Origin of the sequence: Kitasatospora sp. NPDC004723, from assembly GCF_040609255.1 — a bacterium.
Taxonomy (GTDB): domain Bacteria; phylum Actinomycetota; class Actinomycetes; order Streptomycetales; family Streptomycetaceae; genus Kitasatospora.
Genome location: NZ_JBEXJT010000025.1, coordinates 90,492 through 112,221 on the forward strand (window position 1 = coordinate 90,492; position 21,730 = coordinate 112,221).

19 protein-coding genes and 1 riboswitch are annotated in these 21,730 nt (G+C 73.6%); of the genes, 10 read left to right on the top strand and 9 right to left on the bottom strand.

Translation table 11 applies throughout. The annotated features are described in order from the left end of the window. Positions 1 to 18 precede the first annotated feature (18 nt). From ABZW10_RS23260 to ABZW10_RS23285, 6 genes are all read left to right on the top strand, one after another. On the top strand, positions 19 to 711 hold the full coding sequence (locus ABZW10_RS23260) for a pyridoxamine 5'-phosphate oxidase family protein (protein ID WP_355368982.1): 693 nt from the start codon (positions 19 to 21) through the stop codon (positions 709 to 711). Positions 712 to 723: 12 nt separating this feature from the next. Continuing rightward, complete coding sequence (locus ABZW10_RS23265) at positions 724 to 1,386, top strand: FMN-binding negative transcriptional regulator (protein ID WP_355368984.1); 663 nt, start codon at positions 724 to 726, stop codon at positions 1,384 to 1,386. A gap of 119 nt (positions 1,387 to 1,505) precedes the next feature. Continuing rightward, positions 1,506 to 2,918 carry a sugar porter family MFS transporter gene (locus ABZW10_RS23270; protein ID WP_355368986.1) on the top strand — a complete coding sequence of 471 codons (1,413 nt, stop codon included), beginning with the start codon at positions 1,506 to 1,508 and terminating at the stop codon, positions 2,916 to 2,918. 121 nt (positions 2,919 to 3,039) lie between these two features. Then, positions 3,040 to 3,741, top strand: a complete 702-nt coding sequence (locus ABZW10_RS23275; protein ID WP_355368988.1) for an alpha/beta fold hydrolase — start codon at positions 3,040 to 3,042, stop codon at positions 3,739 to 3,741. A 71-nt stretch (positions 3,742 to 3,812) separates the two neighbouring features. Then, a complete protein-coding gene (locus tag ABZW10_RS23280) occupies positions 3,813 to 5,102 on the top strand; it encodes an MFS transporter (protein WP_355368990.1) in 1,290 nt (429 codons plus the stop codon). 111 nt (positions 5,103 to 5,213) lie between these two features. Continuing rightward, positions 5,214 to 5,744, top strand: a complete 531-nt coding sequence (locus ABZW10_RS23285; RefSeq protein WP_355368992.1) for an HAD domain-containing protein — start codon at positions 5,214 to 5,216, stop codon at positions 5,742 to 5,744. Here the strand turns inward: ABZW10_RS23285 and ABZW10_RS23290 are convergent. Together ABZW10_RS23290 and ABZW10_RS23295 are read right to left on the bottom strand one after the other, a co-directional pair. Then, positions 5,722 to 6,510 (bottom strand): CPBP family intramembrane glutamic endopeptidase, encoded by a 789-nt coding sequence (locus ABZW10_RS23290; protein ID WP_355368994.1) that lies wholly within the window; start codon positions 6,508 to 6,510, stop codon positions 5,722 to 5,724. The genes ABZW10_RS23285 and ABZW10_RS23290 overlap by 23 nt on opposite strands. Positions 6,511 to 6,632: 122 nt before the next feature. Beyond that, a complete protein-coding gene (locus tag ABZW10_RS23295; protein ID WP_355368996.1) occupies positions 6,633 to 8,138 on the bottom strand; it encodes a glutamate--cysteine ligase in 1,506 nt (501 codons plus the stop codon). Between the two features lie 363 nt (positions 8,139 to 8,501). Between ABZW10_RS23295 and ABZW10_RS23300 the strand changes: the two genes are divergently transcribed. Both ABZW10_RS23300 and ABZW10_RS23305 read left to right on the top strand, forming a co-directional pair. Beyond that, on the top strand, positions 8,502 to 9,122 hold the full coding sequence (locus ABZW10_RS23300) for a hypothetical protein (protein ID WP_355368998.1): 621 nt from the start codon (positions 8,502 to 8,504) through the stop codon (positions 9,120 to 9,122). Between the two features lie 390 nt (positions 9,123 to 9,512). Beyond that, positions 9,513 to 9,704: a DUF5999 family protein gene (locus ABZW10_RS23305; RefSeq protein WP_266273201.1), complete on the top strand. Its 192-nt coding sequence runs from the start codon at positions 9,513 to 9,515 to the stop codon at positions 9,702 to 9,704. 111 nt (positions 9,705 to 9,815) lie between these two features. Here the strand turns inward: ABZW10_RS23305 and gcvP are convergent, their stop codons facing one another. After that, positions 9,816 to 12,716, bottom strand: coding sequence for an aminomethyl-transferring glycine dehydrogenase (gene gcvP, locus ABZW10_RS23310; RefSeq protein ID WP_355369001.1), 2,901 nt, complete (start codon positions 12,714 to 12,716; stop codon positions 9,816 to 9,818). A 240-nt stretch (positions 12,717 to 12,956) separates the two neighbouring features. Beyond that, positions 12,957 to 13,060, bottom strand: a riboswitch (glycine riboswitch). 215 nt (positions 13,061 to 13,275) lie between these two features. On the opposite strand from gcvP, the gene ABZW10_RS23315 reads away from it, so the two are divergent. Next, positions 13,276 to 14,409 carry a DUF2382 domain-containing protein gene (locus ABZW10_RS23315; RefSeq protein WP_355369003.1) on the top strand — a complete coding sequence of 378 codons (1,134 nt, stop codon included), beginning with the start codon at positions 13,276 to 13,278 and terminating at the stop codon, positions 14,407 to 14,409. Between the two features lie 156 nt (positions 14,410 to 14,565). Beyond that, the gene (locus ABZW10_RS23320; RefSeq protein WP_355369005.1) at positions 14,566 to 16,056 is read left to right on the top strand and encodes an MFS transporter; all 1,491 of its coding nucleotides are present in this window, start codon (positions 14,566 to 14,568) and stop codon (positions 16,054 to 16,056) included. Positions 16,057 to 16,193: 137 nt separating this feature from the next. Here ABZW10_RS23320 and ABZW10_RS23325 read toward each other — a convergent pair whose 3' ends face one another. The 6 genes from ABZW10_RS23325 to ABZW10_RS23350 all read right to left on the bottom strand — a co-directional run bounded on the left by ABZW10_RS23325 (position 16,194) and on the right by ABZW10_RS23350 (position 21,717). Further along, positions 16,194 to 17,591, bottom strand: a complete 1,398-nt coding sequence (locus ABZW10_RS23325) for a DNA polymerase IV (protein ID WP_355369007.1) — start codon at positions 17,589 to 17,591, stop codon at positions 16,194 to 16,196. 52 nt (positions 17,592 to 17,643) lie between these two features. Next, on the bottom strand, positions 17,644 to 18,348 hold the full coding sequence (locus ABZW10_RS23330; protein ID WP_355369027.1) for an ElyC/SanA/YdcF family protein: 705 nt from the start codon (positions 18,346 to 18,348) through the stop codon (positions 17,644 to 17,646). A gap of 135 nt (positions 18,349 to 18,483) precedes the next feature. Beyond that, positions 18,484 to 19,146: a MerR family transcriptional regulator gene (locus tag ABZW10_RS23335; protein ID WP_355369009.1), complete on the bottom strand. Its 663-nt coding sequence runs from the start codon at positions 19,144 to 19,146 to the stop codon at positions 18,484 to 18,486. Between the two features lie 260 nt (positions 19,147 to 19,406). Then, complete coding sequence (locus ABZW10_RS23340) at positions 19,407 to 19,883, bottom strand: bifunctional nuclease family protein (protein ID WP_030062493.1); 477 nt, start codon at positions 19,881 to 19,883, stop codon at positions 19,407 to 19,409. Between the two features lie 86 nt (positions 19,884 to 19,969). Beyond that, positions 19,970 to 20,665 carry a MerR family transcriptional regulator gene (locus ABZW10_RS23345; RefSeq protein ID WP_355369011.1) on the bottom strand — a complete coding sequence of 232 codons (696 nt, stop codon included), beginning with the start codon at positions 20,663 to 20,665 and terminating at the stop codon, positions 19,970 to 19,972. A gap of 179 nt (positions 20,666 to 20,844) precedes the next feature. Further along, on the bottom strand, positions 20,845 to 21,717 hold the full coding sequence (locus ABZW10_RS23350) for an FHA domain-containing protein (protein ID WP_355369013.1): 873 nt from the start codon (positions 21,715 to 21,717) through the stop codon (positions 20,845 to 20,847). Between the last annotated feature and the right edge of the window lie 13 nt (positions 21,718 to 21,730).

A 21,730-nucleotide genomic window follows, 5' to 3' on the forward strand; every position in this document is an offset into this window, starting at 1 on the left:
TAGTACATAGAGGTTGTCATGTCGACCACGCCGAACGGTGGCACGTCCTACCCGCGAACCCCGCGCACCACTCCCACCCGCTACAAGGACCGCGCCAGCTGGGAGCGCGAGGCGATCCACGCGATCCTGGACGCCACGTACCTCTGCCACCTCGGCTTCGTCGCCGACGGGGCGCCGGTGGTGCTGCCCACCATCCACGCCCGGGTCGGCGACCGCCTCTACGTGCACGGCTCCACCGGCAGCCGGCCGCTGCGCGGGGCCAAGGGCGAGCAGGGGCTGCCGGTCTGCGTCACCGTCACCCTGGTCGACGCCCTGGTGCTGACCAGGTCGGCGTTCAACCACTCGCTCAACTTCCGCTCGGTGGTGGCCCACGGCACCGCGCACCAGGTCACCGACCCCGAGGAGCTGACGGTCGCGCTGGACGCGCTGGTCGACCAGGTGCTCCCGGGCCGCTCCGCCGAGGTGCGCCCGGCCAACGCCAAGGAACTGGCCGCCACCGCGGTGATCCGCCTGGAGCTCGACGAGGTCTCCGCCAAGACCAGGGCCGACCTCGCCCACGACGACCCCGAGGACCTCGCCCTGCCGCACTGGGCCGGCGTCGTCCCGGTCACCACCGGCTACGGCACGCCCGTGCCGGACGCCTCCACCGCCGTACCGCTGCCCGCCAACCTCGCCGCACTCGCCACGCTCACCGCCGCGCCCGACGCCTGACCGGAGGCCCCGATGCTGATCCGCCCCTGGGACCGCGGCGAGGACGACGAGTGGCGCGCCTGGCTCGCCGAGGGCCGCGACTTCGGCCTGCTCGCCGCCAACGGCGGGCCGGGCCGCGGCCCCGTGCTCGTCCCCACCCACTTCCTGCTGGACGCCGACCGCGGCGAGATCCTGGTCCACCTGGCCGCGCCCAACCCACTGCTGTCCGCCGTCCGGGCGGACCCGGAGGTCACCCTCGCGGTCACCGACGACTACGCCTACGCCCCCGGCCACTGGCGCGCCGCGCCCGGCACCCCGACCAGCCTCTACGCCTCCGTGCAGTTCCACGCCACCGCCGCCCTCGTCGAGGACGCGGCCGGCAAGGCCGAGATCCTCAACCGCCAGCTGGCCCACTTCCAGCCGGAGAGCCCCGGGTTCCGGGTGGCCCCGGGCGAGGGCGAGCTCGGCCGGCTGCTCCCCGGCCTGACCGGGTTGCGGCTGACGGTCCACGAGGTGCGCGCCAAGTTCAAGTACGACGACAAGAAGCCGGTCGCCGAGCAGTACGCCCTGGCCGAGCGGCTCGCCGAGCGCGCCCGCCCACTGGACGCCGGCGCCCGCACCCAGCTGCTGCGCCGCAACGCGCGCCGTACGGCGCGCACCGCATCCCCCGCGCCGGGGGACCGCTCCTCCACCTGACGCCCCGTCACCCGTTCGGCTCAGCCACCGCGACGCGCGCCCCGCGGCGCTGATCGAATGTGAGACGAACCCTGCCCGCCCGGCCGTGCGGACGGGACCGTCGACCCCGGGGAGCGCGCGTGTCCAGGACCCACACCCATCCGGCTTCCGGCGAGGCGCATCTCGGGCACGTCGTGTTCATCTCCGCCGCCGCCGCGATGGGCGGCTTCCTGTTCGGCTACGACAGCGCGGTGATCAACGGCGCGGTCACCGGCATCCAGAAGCACTTCCAGGTGGGCCACGGCACGACCGCGTTCGTGGTGGCCATCGCGCTGCTCGGCTCGGCCGCCGGCGCGGTGGCGGCCGGGCGGCTGGCCGATCACCTCGGCCGGGTGCGCACCATGCTGCTGGCCGCGGTCCTCTTCGCGGCCAGCGGCATCGGCTCGATGTTCCCGCCGAACATCGAGGTGCTGGCCACCTGGCGGGTGGTCGGCGGCGTGGCGATCGGCATCGCCTCGGTGATCGCCCCGACCTACATCGCCGAGGTCGCCCCGACCGCCTACCGGGGCCGGCTGGCCTCGTTCCAGCAGATGGCGATCGTGCTCGGCATCACCGTCTCCCAGCTCGCCAACTACGCGCTCAACCAGGCCGCCGGTGGCGAGTCCACCGGCCACCTCGGCGGCATCCAGGCCTGGCAGTGGATGCTCGGGGTCGAGGCGATCCCGGCGCTCGTCTACGGGCTGATGGCGCTGGCGATCCCGGAGTCGCCGCGCTACCTGATCGCCGACCACCGGGAGGAGCAGGCCCGCCGGGTGCTGCTGGAGGTCGAGGGCCAGGACGTCGACCTCGACGCCCGGGTGGCCGAGATCCGCGCGGTGCTGGAGTCCGCCCGCAAGCCGCGGCTCAAGGACCTGCTGGACGGCCGGTTCGGTCTGCTGCCGATCGTCTGGGTCGGCATCGGTGCCTCGGTGTTCCAGCAGTTCGTCGGCATCAACGTGATCTTCTACTACTCCTCCTTCCTGTGGCAGTCGGTCGGCATCAACGAGTCCAACTCGCTGCTGATCAGCCTCTCCACCTCGATCATCAACGTGATCGGCACGGTGGTCGCGATGGCCCTGGTCGACCGGATCGGCCGCAAGCCGCTCGCGCTGGCCGGCTCGATCGGCATGGCCGCCGCGCTGGGCACCGCCGCCTGGGCGTTCTCCTACCGGGAGGGCACCGGCGACACCGCGACCCTGGACAACACCCACGCGGTGGTCGCGCTGGTCGCCGCACACGTCTTCGTGTTCTGCTTCGCCTTCTCCTGGGGCGTCGTGGTCTGGGTGCTGCTCGGCGAGATGTTCCCGAACCGGATCCGCGCGCTCGCCCTGTCCGTCGCCGCCTCCGCCCAGTGGATCGCCAACTGGGCGATCACCGTCAGCTTCCCCGATCTCGCCGACTGGAACCTGTCGGCGACCTACGTCATCTACGCGGTCTTCGCGCTGCTCTCCATCCCCTTCGTGGCCTTCTGCATCAAGGAGACCAAGGGCCGGGCCCTGGAGGAGATGGGCTGAGCCCGCGCCGGCCCCGGACCACCGGACCTCGCGAACCCCCGGCCCCGGACCACCGGACCTCCCGAACCCCCGGCCCCCGACCCGCCGCCGCGCCCGGCGGCCCGTCCCCCGAGAGGAAGCCATGCCTGACCAGGGCGGCTCCCGGCAGAACGTGACCTTCCCGAGCAACGGCCGCGAGGCCCACGGCTACCTGGCCCGCCCGCCGCAGGGCGTCGGTCCCGGTCTGGTGGTGGTCCAGGAGTGGTGGGGCCTCACCCCGTACCTGGCCGGCGTGGCCGACCGGTTCGCCGCCGAGGGCTTCACCGTCCTCGCGCCGGACCTCTTCGGCGGCGCGACCACCCACGACAGCGCCGAGGCGGCCCGGCTCACGCGCGCGCTGCCGGTCGAGCGGGCGGTGCGGGACCTGCGCGGCGCGGTCGACCTGCTGCTCGGCCTGGAGGGTGTGGTCGGCGACGCCGTCGGCGTGGTCGGCTTCTGCATGGGCGGCGGCTTCGCCCTGCTGCTGGCCGCCGCCGAGGGCGACCGGGTGGCCGCGGCGGTCCCCTTCTACGGCCTGCCGCCCGACCCGGACTTCGAGTACCGGGGCCTGACCGCCCATGTGCTCGGCCACTTCGGCGAGCACGACCGCTCGATCCCGATGGCCGCCGTGGACGAAGCCGCGATCCGGATCGGCGAGGCCACCGACGTCCGTCCGGAGATCCACTTCTACCCGGCCGGACACGCCTTCATGAACGAGGAGAACCTGCTCGGCGGCTACGACCCGCTGCAGGCCGAGATCGCCTGGCGGCGCACCCTGACCTTCCTCTGGGGCCACCTCGGCTGACGCCCACGGCCGTCCGCCGGCGGCCCGAATATCGGATGGACACGGACGATCCGCCCCGGCATAGTCACGGGGTGCAGAGCCAACCCTCCCCTCCGCTCACCGCCCGGCTCGCCTGGGCGAGCCGCAACTTCCGGATCCAGACCGCCGCCACCGTGGTCAGCGGCCTCGGCAACGCGGGCGCCCCGATCGCCACCGCCTTCGCCATCCTGGACGGCGGCGGCTCCACCGGCGACATCGGCTACGTCACCGCCGCCCGGCTGCTGCCGACCGTCCTGCTGCTGGTGCTCGGCGGCGCCCTCGCCGACCGCCTGCCGCGCCACCACGTCATGGTCGCCGCCAACCTGTTCAGCGCCGTCTCCCAGGGTGCCCTCGCCCTGCTGGTGCTGACCGGCGACCCCACCCTCTGGCAGCTGATGCTGCTCTCGGCCGGCGCCGGCGCCGGCTACGCGTTCTACTCCCCCGCCGCCGGCGGCATGATCCTGGAGAGCGTCGCCCCCGAGCACGCCGCCCGGGCCTTCTCGGTGTACCGGATGGGCTTCAACGGCTCGCAGATCGGCGGCGCCGCGCTCGGCGGCGCGCTGACCGCCGCGGTCGGCGCGGGCTGGGTGCTCGCCCTGGACGCCGTCTGCTTCCTGGCCGCCGCCGCGCTGCGCTTCCTGCTGGAACCGCAGGCCCCGACCGCCCCCGCCGAGGGCGGCGGCATGCTCCGCGACCTGCGCGAGGGCTGGCGGGAGTTCTCCTCCCGCCGCTGGCTCTGGGTGATCGTCCTCCAGTTCTCGGTGCTGGTCGCCTGCGTCGGCGCGGTCGAGGCGGTGTACGGGCCGGCCGTCGCCAAGGAGCGGCTCGGCGGCGCCCGCGACTGGGGCCTGGCCATGGCGGCCTACGGCGTCGGCCTGGTCGTCACCGGCCTGCTGATGGCCCGCTGGCAGCCGCGCCGGATCCTGCTGGTCGGCAACTGGGGCGTCTTCCTGTTCGGCGTGCCGGCGACCGCCCTGGCGGCGTCCGCGCCGCTGCCGGTGCTCTGGGCGGCGATGTTCCTCTCCGGCGTCGGCGTCACCGTCTTCGGCGTCAACTGGATGATCGCGCTGCAGCAGGAGATCCCGCCGGAGGCGTTCTCCCGGGTCACCGCCTACGACGAGCTGGGCTCGCTCTCGCTGGCACCGCTCGGCACCGCGCTCGCCGGCCCGGTCGCCGACCGGCTCGGCCTGTCCGGCGCGCTCTGGTCCTGCGCGGCGATCTCGCTGGTGCTCAGCGCCGCCGTGCTGCTGGAGCCGGAGGTCCGCCGGCTCTCCCGGCGCCGGCCCGCCCCCGACCCGGAGCCCTCCGCCGACGCGCTCCCCACCCCGACCGGCACCGGCTGACACCGCCCGCACGCACCCCGTGCGCCCCTGTGTGCGCCCTCCGGCGGGAAACCGCCGGAGGGCGCGGCACGTCCGAGCAGGTGACGACGGATGAGACCAGGGGGACACCCGATGCCCAAGCCACTGCTGTTCCTGGACGTGGACGGCGTGCTCAACCCGGTCTGCCCCGCCCCCGAGGCCGACTTCGACGCCCACACCCTGTTCGGCTACACCGTGCTGCTCTCCGCCCGGCACGGCGCCTGGCTGCGCGAGCTCGCCCACACCTACGAACTCGTGTGGGCCACGACGTGGGAGGAGCACGCCAACAGCCACATCGCCCCGGCGATCGGCCTGCCCGAGCTGCCCTTCGTCCGCTTCACCGGCTACGTCCCGCAGCCCGGCGACCCGCGCGTGCCGCTGATGGAACTGCTCTCCGCCCGCAAGTGGGCGCCCCTGCTGCGGTACGCGGCCGGCCGCCCGTTCGCCTGGGTCGACGACGTCATCCCGCCCCGGCTGGTCCGCAACGCGCTCTGGCGCCGCGACCGCCTGCTGCTGACGATCGACCCCGGCCCGGGCCTCGAACGCCACCACGTCGACCGGCTGCTGTCCGGCCCGCCGCGCCCAGGGCCGCTGCCCCGGATCAGCCGGTGGGCAGCCAGCTGACGTGCCCGGCGAGCAGCGCGTACCCGACGAACGCCACCGTGTCGATCAGCGCGTGCGCCACCACCAGCGGCATCACCCGCCCCCACCGCCGGTACAGCAGGCAGAACACCGCGCCCATCACCATGTTGCCGACCAGCCCGCCGACCCCCTGGTACAGGTGGTACGAGCCGCGCAGCAGCGAGCTCGCCACCAGCTGCGCCGGCCACGACCAGCCCAGCTGCCCCAGCCGGCGCAGCAGGTAGCCGAGGACGACGACCTCCTCCAGGATCGCGTTCTGCCAGGCCGACAGCAGCAGCACCGGGATCCGCCACCAGACGTCCGGCAGCCCGGACGGGGCGACCGTCAGGTTGTAGCCGGCCGCCTGCGAGACCAGGTAGAGCGCCAGCCCGGAGCCGCCGATCGCCGCCGCGACGGCCGCGCCGCGGCCGAGGTCGGACAGCTTCCGCCGGAGGTCGAAGCCGAGCACCCGCAGCGCCGCGCCCTCGCGCACCAGCAGGTAGCCGACGAGCGCGACCGGCATCAGTCCGCGGCCGATGTAGTAGAGCTGCCAGACCAGGTCCAGCCAGGGCCGGCCGGGGGCGCGCGAGCCGTTCAGGGTGGCCACCTGCTGGCCCAGCTTCACCGTCTCGGTGAGCGAGCCGGTGAAGCTGATCAGCGCGCTGATGCCGCTCGCCCCGAGCGAGAGGCCGAGGACGATCAGCAGCTCCGCCCCGAGCAGGCGGCGGGTCGGCTTCGCGGTCTCCGGTACGGTCGGGACGGTCGTCACGGGGGTGCTCCAGCACGGGCGGCGGACGGACGGCGGACGGACGGCGCTCCGGCGCCGGCGGGCGGCCGTCGGCGGACCGGAGCGATCATCCTTCCACAGCGCGCCCGGCGGGCCCGGGGGTCCTACCCCACCGGCCAGGTGTGCACCGGCTCGCCGCCGCGCATGTGCTCCATGTACCGCCGGGTCATCGCCGCCAGCGCGGCCGACCGGTCCATCCCGTACTGCTCGCGCAGCCGGTGGAAGGTCGCGACCTGCCAGGACGCCCCGTTGACGCGGCGCAGACAGCGCTGCTCGATGATGCCGAGGTAGCGGTCCCGGTCGGCCGGCTCCACACCCCACGCGTCCAGGCCCTGGTAGGCCATCGGGAGCAGTTCGTTGAGCACCAGGTCGACGGCGGAAACGGTGGTCAGCCCGCCGCCGCGCCCGGCCCGGCCCTGCCGCGGCCACTGGAACACCGCGTCGACGCCGTACCGGGCCGCCTGCTGGAAGTTCTCGTCGGCCCGCTCGAACGGCAGCCTGGTCCAGATCGGCCGGGGCTGCTCTGCCAGCACCCGCACCACGCCGTAGTAGAACGCCGCGTTGGCGAGCGTGTCGGCCACGGTCGGCCCGGCGGGCAGCGCCCGGTTCTCCACCCGCAGGTGCGGCACCCCGCCGCTGACGTCGTAGACCGGCCGGTTCCAGCGGTAGATGGTGCCGTTGTGCAGCCGCATCTCGGCCAGCCGCGGCACACCGCCGGAGGCCAGCACCTTGGCCGGGTCCTCGTCGTCGCAGATCGGCAGCAGCGCCGGGAAGTACCGCAGGTTCTCCTCGAACAGGTCGTACGCCGAGTCCACCCAGCGCTCGCCGAACCAGGTGATCGGGCGCACGCCCTGCGCCTTGAGCTCCGCCGAACGGGTGTCACAGGCCTGCTGGAAGAGCACCGGCCGGGTCTCCCGCCACAGCTCCCGCCCGAACAGGAACGGCGAGTTGGCGCCGAGCGCGAGCTGCGGCCCGCAGATCGCCTGGGCGGCGTTCCACACCGAGGAGAACCGCTGCGGCGTCACCTGGAGGTGCAGCTGGAGCGAGGTCGCGGCGGCCTCGGCCACCATGGTGATCGACTCCAGCTGGAGGTGTTCGACGCCCTCGATGTCCAGCGTGATGTCCTCGCCGCGGGCGGCCAGGATCTGGTCGCTGAGCAGGCTGTAGCGCTGGTTGTGGGACATCGCGTCGAGCCCGGTGTGGTCGAGCTCCAGGGTCGGCAGGATGCCCACCATCACGATCCGCGCACCGGCCTCGGCGGCCCGCCGGTCGGCGTACTTCAGCCCGGTGTCGAGCTCCTCGCGCAGCTCCTCGAAGACGTGCCCGAAGAGCCGGTGCGGCGCGATGTTGACCTCGATGTTGAAGCGGCCGAGCTCGGTCTGGAAGTCGGCGGAGCCGATCGAGGTGAGCACCTGGGCGTTGTTCAGCAACGGCAGGCCCTGCTCGTCGGCGAGGTTGAGCTCGATCTCCACGCCCAGGACGCCCTTGGGACGGTCGAAGCGGTCCTCGCGCAGCATCCGGCCGAGCGCGTCCAGGCAGGACTGGAGCTTGCGCCGGTACATCTGCCGGTCCGAAAGGTCCGCCCGGGTCGCCACGACCTTCTCGCCCATGGTCTCCTCCTCAAGAGCCGGCCGGCCCCCGACCGTGCAAGCATCATGCCCACCCCGAAGATCGATACCCGAAAGCTTCGATTGGCTTGCATTGCAAGGAAACTGATGCTGTTTCAGCGCATCTGCCGACTTGCCCGGCGCCACCGCCTGTGATAAACAGGTCACCCTGTGCACCTGTTCGAGTAGAATTCGCACTGCGCCACGGCCCGACCGCCCATCGCCGCGAGATCCGGCGACAACGGCCGCGCCGGCACCGCGATCCTGCCCAACCGGACAAGGCCCAGGTCCCGTCACCGCCGACGCACCAGCCATGCCGGTATGCCGCACTCGCACGCCGATCTCGCACGGAGAGGCGACCTTGCCATGACTCTGCAGACCCCCCAGCCCCCGCCCAGTGCCCTGCGCGCGGTTCTCGCCGCGCTCGACTCGGAGACCGCGCTGCGCCAACCCGCCGCCGCCGCGCTGCGTCATCCGACCGGGCCGCTCCTCCCCGCGCACCCGCTAGCCGTCCACGTCCTGGAGGGGCCGCGGGCCGAACTCGCCGCCGCCCGGCGGACGGGGTGGCGCTTCCTCATCAAGGACGGCACCGAGGTGGCCGCCGCCGCCGAAGTGGTGCAGGGGGCGGAGGGCCACACCTTCTCCCACTTCACCGCCGGTCCGTACCTGGACTCCACGCTCCGGGCGCTGCGCGAGGCCTGGCAGCTCGCCCAGTCCGCCCGGTTCCGCTGCCAGCCGCGGCTGCTGACCTTCCCCGGTCAGTACGCGACGGCCCTGTGGCTGCACAGCCCGGACGGCGCCCCCGGCACCGACCTGCTGATCCCGCTGGCCCCGGCACCGATGGGCGTCACCGCGCACCGCGCCCACCCGGCCGTCGAACTGCTGCCGCTGCTGGCCCGCACGCCGGTCGCCCGGACCACGATCGACCCCCGTCCGCTGCTGCTCGGCGCGACGGACTCCGCCCGGCTCGCCTCCGGGGCGCACTGAGGGCCGGCCCGCGGAACCCCCGCCCGACCCGTCCTGCGACCCGTCGCCCGACCCACCGTCACTCGGACGGCCGATCCGGACGGGTCATCCGGCATGGCCCTTCCGGGTCGTCCGCCGGATGGCCCGTCCGGTGCCGCCGACGGCCCCCGACCACCTGAACGGGTGATCTCTGCCCGGGGGTTGTGGCGCATGTCACGAAATCGCTGCGCTCGCGCCCCCGGATGCCGACACTGGGAACCAGCGTGGAAGGACCTCCTGTCCTACCCACATGAGCGCCGGTCCACACCTGGCCCGGCGCCCGGACAGAATCCGACCACCGCGGCGACGCCCGCCGGCCACCGGCGACACCGCGTCACGGGGAGGATCGCAGAGCGAAGCGAGGGTACGCGTATGTGCCAGCACCGTCCTGAGTGCCCGTCGGCCGAGTCCGAGGACCGCGAGGCCGCCGTCCCGGTGGCCTGTCACCCGGAGCAGGGGTGGAGCCTGCTCTGCAACGGCGTCCTGCTGTTCGAGGACACCGGTGAACTGCTGCCCGACGGCCGGGTGATCGCCCCGCGCCGTCCGGCCGCGAGCGCGGTCTGAGCCGCCGGGACGCCGCAGGGGAACGAGCGCGACGGGCAGGGCCCCGGCGGACGGATCCGCCGGGGCCCTGCCGTGTGCCGTGCACCGGTCGGGTGCCGGACGCCCTGCGTGTCAGACGCCGTACTCGTCCAGCGGCGGGCAGGAGCAGACCAGGTTGCGGTCGCCGTACGCGCCGTCGATGCGGCTGACCGGGGGCCAGTACTTGTCCGCCGGGTTCACGCCGGCCGGGAAGACCGCCTCCTGACGGGTGTAGCCGTGCGCCCAGTCGCCGGCCAGCTCGGCCGCGGTGTGCGGGGCGTTGTGCAGCGGGTTGTCCTCCGCCGCCCACTCGCCCGAACCGACCTTGTCGATCTCGGCCCGGATCTCGATCATCGCGTCGCAGAAGCGGTCGATCTCGTAGAGGTCCTCGGACTCGGTCGGCTCGATCATCAGCGTGCCGGCCACCGGGAACGACATGGTCGGCGCGTGGAAGCCGTAGTCGATCAGGCGCTTGGCGATGTCGTCCACCGTCACGCCGGTGTCCTTGGTGAGCGGGCGCAGGTCGATGATGCACTCGTGCGCCACCAGGCCGCCGGGGCCGGTGTAGAGCACCGGGAAGTGCGGGGCCAGCCGCTTGGCGATGTAGTTGGCGTTCAGCACCGCGACCTGGGTGGCGCGCTTGAGGCCCTCGCCGCCCATCAGCCGGACGTACGACCAGGAGATCGGCAGGATGCCCGCCGAGCCCCACGGGGCGGCCGAGATCGGGCCGACACCGGTGGCCGGACCGGCCTCCGCCTGGAGCGGGTGGTTGGGCAGGTACGGCGCGAGGTGCTCGCGCACCGCCACCGGGCCGACGCCCGGGCCGCCGCCGCCGTGCGGGATGCAGAAGGTCTTGTGCAGGTTCAGGTGCGAGACGTCCGCGCCGAACTTGCCCGGCTTGGCCAGGCCGACCAGCGCGTTCAGGTTGGCGCCGTCGACGTACACCTGGCCGCCGGCCTCGTGCACCAGGCCGCAGATCTCGGTGATCTGGGTCTCGTACACGCCGTGGGTGGACGGGTAGGTGACCATCAGCACGGCGAGGCTGTCGCGGTGCTGCTCGATCTTGGCCTTCAGGTCCTCGACGTCGACGTCGCCGTCGACCAGGGTCTTGACCACGACCACGCGCATGCCGGCCATCACCGCGGAGGCGGCGTTGGTGCCGTGCGCGGAGGACGGGATGAGGCAGACGTCGCGCTGGGTGTCGCCGTTGGCGTGGTGGTAGGCGCGCACGGCCAGCAGGCCGGCCAGCTCGCCCTGGGAACCGGCGTTCGGCTGGATGGAGACGGCGTCGTAGCCGGTCACCTCGACCAGCTGCCGCTCCAGACCGCGGATCAGGGTGAGGAAGCCCTCGGCCTGGTCGACCGGGGCGAAGGGGTGCAGCTGGCCGAACTCCGGCCAGGTCACCGACTCCATCTCGGTGGTCGCGTTGAGCTTCATGGTGCAGGAGCCCAGCGGGATCATGCCGCGGTCCAGCGCGTAGTCCCGGTCCGACAGGCGGCGCAGGTAGCGCAGCATGGCGGTCTCCGAGCGGTGGCTGTGGAAGACCGGGTGGGTGAGGTACTCGTCCTCGCGCAGCAGCGCGGCGGGCAGCGCGTCGGCGCCCTCCGCGACCTCGACGCCCTCGACGCCGAACGCGGCCCAGACGCCCGCCAGGTGCTCGCGGGTGGTGGTCTCGTCGGTGGAGACCGAGATCCGGTCCGCGCCGTCCTGGAAGACGTTGATGCCGTTGGCGCGGGCGGCGGCGGCGATCTCCGCGGCGCGGCCGGGGACGACCGCGGTGACGGTGTCGAAGAACTCGCCGTGCAGCAGCTCGACGCCGCCGGCCCGCAGGCCCTCGGCGAGCGCGGCGGCGTAGCGGTGGGTGCGGCGGGCGATGTCGGCCAGGCCGTCCGGGCCGTGGTAGACGGCGTACATCGAGGCCATCACGGCGAGCAGCACCTGGGCGGTGCAGATGTTGCTGGTGGCCTTCTCGCGGCGGATGTGCTGCTCGCGGGTCTGCAGGGCCAGCCGGTAGGCGCGGTTGCCGTCGGCGTCGACCGAGACACCGACCAGGCGGCCGGGCAGCGAGCGGGCGTACTCGGCGCGCACCGCGAGGTAGCCGGCGTGCGGGCCGCCGAAGCCCATCGGCACGCCGAAGCGCTGGGAGGTGCCGCAGGCGATGTCGGCACCGAGCTCGGCCGGCGACTTCAGCAGGGTGAGGGCGAGCAGGTCGGCGGCGACGGCGACGATCGCGCCCAGGCCGTGGGCCTGCTCGATCAGCGGGGCGAGGTCGCGGACCACGCCGGTGGCGCCGGGGTACTGGAGCAGCACGCCGAAGACGCCGCGCTCGGCGATCTCGGCCGGGATGCCCTCGGACAGGTCGGCGACGACCACCTCGACGCCGGTCGGCACGGCGCGGGTGTTGATCACCGCGACGGTCTGCGGCAGGGTCTCGGCGTCGACCAGGAAGACACCGCCCTTGACCTTGGTGACGCGGCGGGCCAGGGCCATCGCCTCGGCGGCCGCGGTGCCCTCGTCCAGCAGGGAGGAGCCGGAGGTGGGCAGGCCGGTCAGGTCGGAGACCAGGGTCTGGAAGTTGAGCAGCGCCTCCAGGCGGCCCTGCGAGATCTCCGGCTGGTACGGCGTGTACGCGGTGTACCAGGCCGGGTTCTCCATGACGTTGCGCAGGATCACCGGCGGGGTGAAGGTGCCGTAGTAGCCCAGGCCGATCATCGACGTGAGCACGGTGTTGCGGCCGGCCAGCTCGCGCAGCTCGGCGAGGACCTGGGCCTCGCTGCGCCCGGCGGGCAGGTCGAGCGCGGTGATCGAGCGGATGGCCTCGGGGACGGCGGCGGTGGCCAGCTCGTCCAGCGAGGCGTACCCGACCTGGGCCAGCATCTTCTCCTGCGCGGCGGCGTCGGGGCCGATGTGGCGGTTCTCGAAGGGGCTGGCCTGTTCGAGCTCGGTGAGGGTCGCGGGGGTCGTGGGGCGTCCCGAGTTCGGCTGGGCGTTCATGGTGGTCGAGGCCTCCTGGTCACGGACCGGCGGGGGTGCGCACGCCCGGCGCCCCGCCGCTGCGGACAACAGCGGAGCGGCCCGGTCGGACGAACCCGACAGGCCTCCCCCTCTGTCATCGGGACCTGAGAGCTTCGCCCGCGCGGAGCGCCGTGGGACGCCCCGCCGGCTTGCACCGTCGGTGAGGGTGGGGTCCGCCGGCTCCCTCGCCCGCGATCCTGCCCTGCTTTCCAGAGTGACCTATCCCGCACGGTACGGATGCCTGAGAGATTCCGGGGAGGAGTTGCTCCTTCGGCGCCACGACCAGCGGCTTCCGCTGTCGAGGACTCTCCCGAGCGGGCTCGGCGGTCGCGCCCAGGGTACCAGCGGGAGGCACCGCGATCACGGGTGCGTCAGGTCCTTCGGCGACTTCACCGCTGTCGGCGGCCGTGCCCCGGTCGGCGCAGCCCCGGGCCCGTCCGGCCGCATCCCGCTCGCGCGCGCCCGTTTGATGGCTTTTGGTGTGAAGTGGCGCTGTCCTGCGGGCGTTTCCGCGAGCTCACCGCACTGGAGGAAAAGAGTGCAGACCGACATCGACCCCCGGGACCTCATCGGCCACAAGGCGGTGGACCGCAACGGGGACAAGATCGGCACCATCGACGAGGTGTACCTGGACGACTCCACCGGCCGTCCCGAGTGGGCCGCCGTCCGGACCGGCATCTTCGGCCGCGACGCCTTCGTCCCCCTGACCACGAGCGAGTTCTCCGGCGACGAGCTGCGGGTGCCGTACGACAAGTCCCTGGTGAAGGAGTCACCGGACTTCGGCGTGGGCCAGCACCTGTCGCCCGCCCAGGAGCTCCAGCTCTACCGCTACTACGGGCTGGACACCCCGGCGGAGGGCCGGCCGTCGGTGCCGGGCGAGGGCCCGTCGGAGAAGCCGGCCGACCTCGACTTCGGCACCACCGCGGGCACCGGCCCCACCGCCGCGCCCGCGAGCCCGCCCGTCCCGAACGGGACGGGGGCCCCGAACGGGACGGCCGCCACCAACGGGACGGGAGCGGTCGGCGGCACCGACGCCTCGCGCCCGGCCAAGCAGCTCACCTTCCACCGGGCGGCCGACCTCGACAAGCCGGCCGACGCCACGCCCGAGACCCGGGTGCGGACCTTCACCGCTCCCCCGGCCGCGCCCACCGCGCCCCACCCCGCCACCGAACCGCAGCCGCGCCCCGCGCGGCGGCCCGAGACCGGCCCGTCCGCCTCCTCCCCCACCGGCCCGCTGGAGATCACCTGCCGCGAGGAGCGCCTCGACGTCACCACCGAGTGGCACGTGATCGGCACCGCGAAGCTGCGCAAGTACGTGACCAGCGAGCAGGTGGAGCGCCGGATCCCGGTGGTCCGCGAGCGGGTCCGGGTCGAACGGGTGCCGGTCGGCGAGGCCGAGCGGGCCGCGCTCGACGAGAAGGAGATCGCCGAGGCGGTGGAGGAGGTCACCCTGCGCGAGGAGCGTCCGGTGGTCCGCAAGTACCTGGCGCCGGTCGAACGGGTCCGGCTGGTGGTCGAGCGGTACACCACCGAGGAGGTCGTCCGCGAGGAGCTGCGGCGCGAGCAGGTCGAGGTCCACGACAACGCCGCGGCCACGCCGGCCTTCCCGACCTCGCCGCCGCCCGCCGCGCCGGCCCCGGCCCGGCCCGCTCCGGACCGCCCGCTCGTCTGACGGCGGACTCCCGCTCCGCCCTGCCGCAGGACCCCGGCCGCCCCCGGCCGGGGTCCTTCCTTTTTACCAAGGCTTAACCAATGAATATTTGACACACTGAAGTATCCCCCTGCATGGTTACTTCAGTTCATTCACTATGTACGGGAGGAAGCAACCGTGAGTGAGGCACCACAGCCCACCACCGCGGCCGAGAAGCAGAGCAGCGCCCGGGTCCTGCCGGCCCTCATCCTGGCGATGCTGTCGTTCAGCGTGGTGCAGACCGCGGTCGTCCCGATCCTGCCCTCGCTCGCCAAGGAACTGAGCGTCTCCGGCTCCAGCATCACCTGGCTGATGACGGCCAACCTGCTGTCGGCCGCCGTGCTGACCCCCCTGCTGGGCCGCTTCGGCGACCTGCGCGGGCGCAAGCCGATGCTGCTGATCTCGCTCGGCGGCCTGGTCGCGGGCTCCGCCCTCGCGGTCTCCACCCACTCCTTCACCTGGCTGGTCGTCGCCCGCGTGCTGCAGGGCGCCGGCGGTGGCGTGCTGCCGCTCGCCATCAGCATCGTCCGCGACGAACTGCCCAAGCAGAAGGTCACCGGCGGCGTCGCCGCCATCAGCGCCTCGATGGGTGTCGGCAGCGGCCTCGGCCTGGTCGCCACCGGCCTGCTGCTGGAGCACTGGAGCTACAAGTCGATCTTCTGGATGGGCCTGGTCTTCGGTCTGATCGCGGTCGCCCTGGTCGCACTGCGGGTGCCCACCGACCCGGTCACCGACAAGGACGGCGGCGCCGACCCGCTCGGCGCGATCGCCCTCGCCGGCTGGCTCTCCGCCCTGCTGGTCGCCGTCAGCCAGGGCAACCACTGGGGCTGGACCTCCACCAAGACCCTCGGCCTGTTCGCCGTCGCCGCCGTGGTCGCCCTGATCTGGGGCGTCATCGAGGTCAAGGTCGCGCACCCGCTGGTCGACATGAAGATGATGTCGCGCCCCGCCGTCGCCTTCACCAACCTGGCCGGCCTGCTGATCGGCTTCGGCATGTACGGCTCCTTCATGGTCATCAGCAACTTCGCCCAGACCCCGGAGAAGCTCGCCCACTACGGCTTCACCGCCACCGTGCTGCACGCCGGCGTGATGCTGCTGCCCTCCGCCCTCGGCTCGATGGTCGCCGCCCCGCTCGGCGCACTGCTGATCGCCCGCCGCGGCCCGCGCCTGCCGCTGGTCCTCGGCGGCGTCCTCGGCGCCGTCTCGATGGCCTACCTGGCCCTGCGGCACAGCCACGAGGGCGACATCTACCTCTCCTCGGCGATCTTCGGCCTCGGCATCGGCCTCGCCTTCTCGGCGATGCCCGCCTACATCAACGGCGCCGTCCCGGCCGAGCAGAGCGGCATCGCCAACGGCATGAACGCCGTGCTGCGCACCGTCGGCGGCGCGATCGGCACCGCCGTCATGGCCGCCGTCCTCACCGGCGACACCATGAAGCTGCCGATCCCGGTCTCGCTGCCCACCCTGGACGCCTACCGGCACGCCTTCTGGACAGCCGCCGTGGTCTGCGCCGTGGCCGGCGCCGTCCCGTTCCTCATCCGCTCCGTCAAGCCGGTCACCAGCGTGACCACCGGCAGCCCGGCGGCGGACCTGACCTCCGGCCGGGAGCCGGTGAAGACCGACGCCTGACGAGGCGTCCGGCCCCGCGCCCAGGGACAGGGCGCGGGGACCGGACCCGGACGGTCGCCGAGGGCATCGCGACCGTCCGAGGCCCGGAACGCACGCGGCCCCACCCGGCCCCCCTGCCGGGTGGGGCCGCTTCGCGTCTAAGCGTCGTCCTCCCGCTCCTCCGTCGCGCCCGGCCAGCCCTCGCGCAGCGGCAGCGGCCGGGCCGGCTCCAGCGCGGGATCCTCGATCGCGAAGGTCCGCACCCGCCCCGGCCCGCTCCACGGCGTCTCGAAGCGCACCGTCACCCGCCCCACCCCGCTGCCCTGCACCCACCCCGGCCCGAGCTCCGCGTGGTGGACGTCCTGCCCCGGCAGCCAGCGCCGCACCGCCACGGCCTCCTCCTCGACCGCCTCCGGCTCCTCCTCGGCCCCGGCCCCGGCGGCCTCGGCCTCCTCCCGGACGGCCTGCGCGAACAGGTCCTCCTGGGTGTAGTCGGCCAGCTGCGCCACCCCCACGCCCAGCAGCCGCACCCCGCCCGTGATGTCCACCTGCGCGGCCAGCCGCCGGGCGGTCTCGACGATCACCGCCTCCTCGTCCGTCGGACCGCGCAGCGTCTCCGAGCGGGTCAGCGTGGAGAAGTCGAAACGCCGGACCTTCAGCACCACCGTGCGACCCGAGCGCCCCGCCCCGCGCAGCCGCCGCACACAGCGCAGCGCCAGCGCCTCCACCTCGCGCAGCACCCGGTCCCGGTCCGCCAGGTCCACCTCGAAGGTGTCCTCCACCGAGACCGACTTGGCGTCCTGGTCCGCCACCACCGGCCGGTCGTCCAGGCCTATCGACATCTGGTGGACGCCGGCCCCGTGCGCCCTGCCCAGCAGTTGCACCAGCTCCGGTTCCCCCGCCTCGGCGAGCTCGGCCACCGTGTTCAGCCCCGCCCGGCGCAGCACCTGCTCGGTGGCCGGGCCGATCCCCGGCAGCGCCCGCACCGGCATCGGCCCCAGCACCGCCCGCTCCTGCCCCGGCTCGATCAGCACCAGCCCGTCCGGCTTGGCCTGCTCGGAGGCGATCTTGGCCATCAGCTTCGAGCCCGCCGCCCCGACCGAGGCGGTCAGCCCGGTGCGCCGCTCGATGTCCGCCCGCAGGTCCTCCGCCAGCGCCAGCACCAGCCGCTCCCCCGTCCCGTGCTCCGCCTCGGCCAGCACCGGGCCGTACGGACCGGCCTCCAGGTCGACGAAGGCCTCGTCCAGGCTCAGCGGCTGCACCAGCGGCGACAGCTCCCGCAGCAGCCCCATCACCAGCTCGCTCACCTGCCGGTACGCCTCGAAACGGCCGGCCAGGAAGGCCGCGTTCGGGCAGAGCCGACGCGCCTGCGCCATCGGCATCGCCGAGTGCACCCCGAACCGCCGCGCCTCGTAGGAGGCGGTCGACACCACCCCGCGCCCGCCCAGTCCGCCGACGATCACCGGCTTGCCGCGCAGGCTCGGCTTGGCCGCCTGCTCCACCGACGCGAAGAAGGCGTCCATGTCGAGGTGGATGATGCTCGGCAGTGACCGCACCCGCCGATCATGCCCCACGGGTGCGACAACGCCGCCGAACCCGGCCGCCCGCTCAGCGCGCCGACTGCTCCGGCCCCGCGTCCGCCAGCGCCTGCGGTATGCCCGGCTCGCGCGGGCCGAGGAACAGCGGGTCCGGCCGCAGCCAGGCGTTCAGCGCCGCCTTCCCGGCCCCCGGGATCTCCCGGAACCCGCCGTACAGCCAGGTCGCGTCCCGCACCTCCGGCACCCCCACCGCGTAGGACTCGATGCCCGCCGCCTCGCACAGCGCCAGCGCCCGCCGGACGTGGAAGTCCTGGCTGACCAGCACCGCCCGGTCCACCCCGAAGATCCGGTGCGCCCGGGTGCAGGAGTCCCAGGTGTCGAACCCCGCGTAGTCGCCGACCACCCGCACCTCCGGCACCCCGTGCTCGATCAGGTACCCGCGCATCGCGTCGGTCTCGTCGTAGCTCGTCCGGCCGTTGTCACCGGTCACCAGGATCGCCTGGACCTTCCCCGTGCCGTACAGCTCCACCGCCGCGTCGAGCCGGTGGGCAAGGTACGGCGAGGGCTTGCCGTCGAACAGCCCGGCGCCGAACACCACCGCCACCGGCGCCGGGGGCGCGCTCGCCACCGTGCCGACCCGGTCCCCCGCGGCGAGCCACAGCCAGGCGCTCGGCGCGAGCGCCAGCGAGCAGCCGAGCGTCACCAGCTGGAACAGCCGCCGCTGCACCGGCCGCCGGCGCAGCCGCAGACCGAGCCGCACCGCCCTGCGCGCCACCAGACCGGGGATCCCGTCACCGAACCGCCGCACATTGCCCTCCCTCGTCCCGGCTCACCGGGCACGACGACGCCGTGGGCCCGGACGGTTCCCCGTCCGGGCCCACGGCGTCCCTCGAAGTCCTTGGGGCGTGCCCTAGACAGCCCGGTTGCGCCGCTGCGCCAGCTCGTCCGCCGGGTCCTGGCCGACCACCGTCTCGCCGGTGTCGGTGCGCTCCCCGTGCAGCCGCACCAGGGTCAGCTCCAGCTCCCGCCAGACCGCTCCGACCGCGATCCCGAAGACCCCCTGGCCGCCCTTCATCAGGTCGACCACCTGCTGGGGCGTCGTGCACTCGTACACCGTCGCGCCGTCGCACATCAGCGTCAGCCCGGCCAGGTCGGCGATCTCGGCGGCCTGCAGATGGGCGACCGCCACCCGGATGTTCTGCAGCGAAACGCCGGCGTCCAGGAGCCGTTTGACGATCTTCAGCAGCAGGATGTCGCGGAAGCCGTAGAGCCGCTGGCTGCTCGCCGGGTACACCGAGCGGACGCTGGGCTCCAGCAGGCCGGTGCGGGCCCAGTAGTCCAGCTGGCGGTAGGTGATCCCGGCCGCCGCGCAGGCGGTCGGGCCCCGGTAGCCGATCAGCTCGGACGTCGGCGAGAACCGCTCCAGAGCCGGCTGGCCGGGCTGTACCGCCGGGAACCGTCCCACCCGCGGCAGCTCCGCCGTCCGGGGCAGTTCGGTCACCGTTCGTGTGGTGCGCGGCAGGTGCACGGCGCACAGGCCTCCCGTGGCCACTTCATCGCCAGTGCCGGTCATGCCTACCTCCGTCCACTCGTGCTGCGGGCAACCCAGACCTCGGGCGTCGGACACCCGGGCAGCCCCTCCTGACGGTAGGCAGTCCCCCATGGCCCGTCAACGATCGCCACGCCGGGCCGAACAGACCGCGTCACCCAGGAGAGTGGTTTTTCGTGCCCCTAGTGTGGGTAGGTGGAGGCATTTTGGCAAAACAGCCGCACCGCTTACGGCACTTCGGCCTTCCGGCCGGCTTCCGCAGCGCCCCCGGGCCGCCCCGCGCCCTACTGCGGGCCGCCCCCGCCGAAGTCCTCCGGCGACACCTGGTCGAGGAACTCGCGGAACTTCTCGACCTCGTCCTCCTGCTCGTCCGGGATCGCGATGCCCGCCTCCGCGAGCACCTCCTCGCTCCCGTAGATGGGGGTTCCGGTGCGCAGCGCCAGCGCTATCGCGTCGGACGGCCGGGCGCTCACCTCCACCCCGCCGGCGAAGACCAGCTCGGCGTAGAAGACGCCCTCGCGCAGATCGGTGATCCGGACCTCGGTGAGCTGCTGGCCGAGCGCCTCCAGGACGTCCTTGAACAGGTCGTGCGTCAGCGGGCGCACCGGCGTCATGCCCTGCTGGGCGAAGGCGATCGCGGTCGCCTCGCCGGGGCCGATCCAGATCGGCAGGTAGCGATCGCCCCCGACCTCCCGGAGCAGCACGATCGGCTGGTTGGAAGGCATCTCCACCCGGACACCCACGACGTCGAGCTCATTCACACAGGCAACCCTATGGCTCCCGACCCGGATATGAAAGCGCAGCGCCGACGCCGCTGGTCAGCGGGGTGGGCACGAAGGGGCGGCCGTTACGAACGGATCCGCAGGCCGGCCTGGACCATCGCGGCGTGCAACCGGACGGACAGCGTCGCGAGCTCCCGGGCGGTGGCCTCGGCGTGCGCCCGGGTCTGCGGGTTGCGGTGCCGTCGCAGCGGCGCCACCACCTGCTCGACCAGGGTGACCTCCCGGTCCGCGGCCGCCTTCATGGCCCGCAGGTGGCGCGGCTCGAGCCCGTACCGGCCGAGTTCGGCGACCAGCCGGGCGACCTGCAGCGCCTCGCCGTCGTAGCCGCCGTCCGGCCCGGGGGCGACCAGTCCGTAGGACTCCCACTCGGCCAGCTCGGCCTCGCCGGCCTCGGCGGCCGCCAGCAGCTCGGCCCGGCCAAGCCGGACCCCGGCGGAGGCCTCGGCCGAGGCGGTCAGCTCCCGGTCCGCCTCCTCCAGCGGCCCGGGCCGGGTGTCCGCGGCCCCGGGCAGCGCCGGCGGGCTCTCGCCGCGCTCGATCGCGTCGAGGTGCTCGCGGATCACCCGCAGCGGCAGGTAGTGGTCGCGCTGCATCCGCAGCACGTAGGCCAGCCGCTCGACGTCGGCCGGGCTGAACTTGCGGTACCCCGAGGGCGTGCGCTGCGGCTCGACCAGCCCCTCCGCCTCCAGGAAGCGGATCTTGGAGATGGTGACCTCGGGGAAGTCGTCGCGCAGGAAGGCCAGCACGGCGCCGATGCTCAACAGCTCGTCACCGCCGCGCCGCCGCCCGGCGGGCCGGTCCGGCCGGAGCGGCTGCCTGGGGGCCGCGACCACCCCCCGCGCGCCCTGGTCCGGCCGGGGGCCGGACGACGCGGGGGTGATCGCCCCGAGAGGAGAGGAAGTGCTGTTCGGACTCACTCGGGCTCCTGCCGACGTTGGTTTCAGTACCCCCGGTTGTGGCTGGCGAAGAAGACCAGCCGGTACTTCCCGATCTGCACCTCGTCGCCGTTGTTCAGGGCGACCTCGTCGATCCGCTCCCGGTTGACGTAGGTGCCGTTGAGGCTGCCGACGTCGGCGACGGTGAAGCCGCCGCCCGGCGTCCGGCGGAACTCCACGTGCTTGCGGGAGACCGTGACGTCGTCCAGGAAGATGTCGCCCTGCGGGTGACGGCCGGCCGTCGTCTTGTCGGAGTCCAGCAGGAACCGGCTGCCCGAGTTCGGGCCGCGCTGGACGATCAGCAGGGCCGAGCCCGGGGGCAGGGCGTCGATCGCGGCCAGCACCTCGGCCGAGAGCGCCGGCGTGCCGGTCCCGGTCGTGGTGTTGGGGTCGTAGGACTCCAGACCGGAGATCGAGATGGTCGAGGTGGTCTCGGCCGCCCCCTCGGGCAGCAGCCCGCCGCGCAGCGCCGTGCCGCAGTTGGAGCAGAACCGGGCCGAGGCCGGGTTCTGGTTGCCGCACCTGGGGCACGGAGTGGGGCCAGCCATGTTCACAGCCTCCTGGCGCGGCACACCCGACGGGTTGTGCCCGGCGTACGGGTCCGGGGCAAACCCTCCACCAGAGGTTGAGGGTCCTGTCGGGAAACCTATGCGCGGGGCGCCGGAGGGGTCAACCGACGCGCCGTAGCCCGCCTGATTCCCCGCGTACTGGGCACCGTCCCGGAACAGCGGACGCTCGGCGTACTCCGCGCCCTCGGGGGCGGAGCGCATGCCCGGCACGGCGGGCTCGTCGTCCCGGCGGTGCAGCGCGGTGGGCGCCTCCGCCGCGGCCGCGTTGCGGCCCTTGTTACGACCGAACAACTTCGAGAAGAAACTCACGGGCGAATCCCCT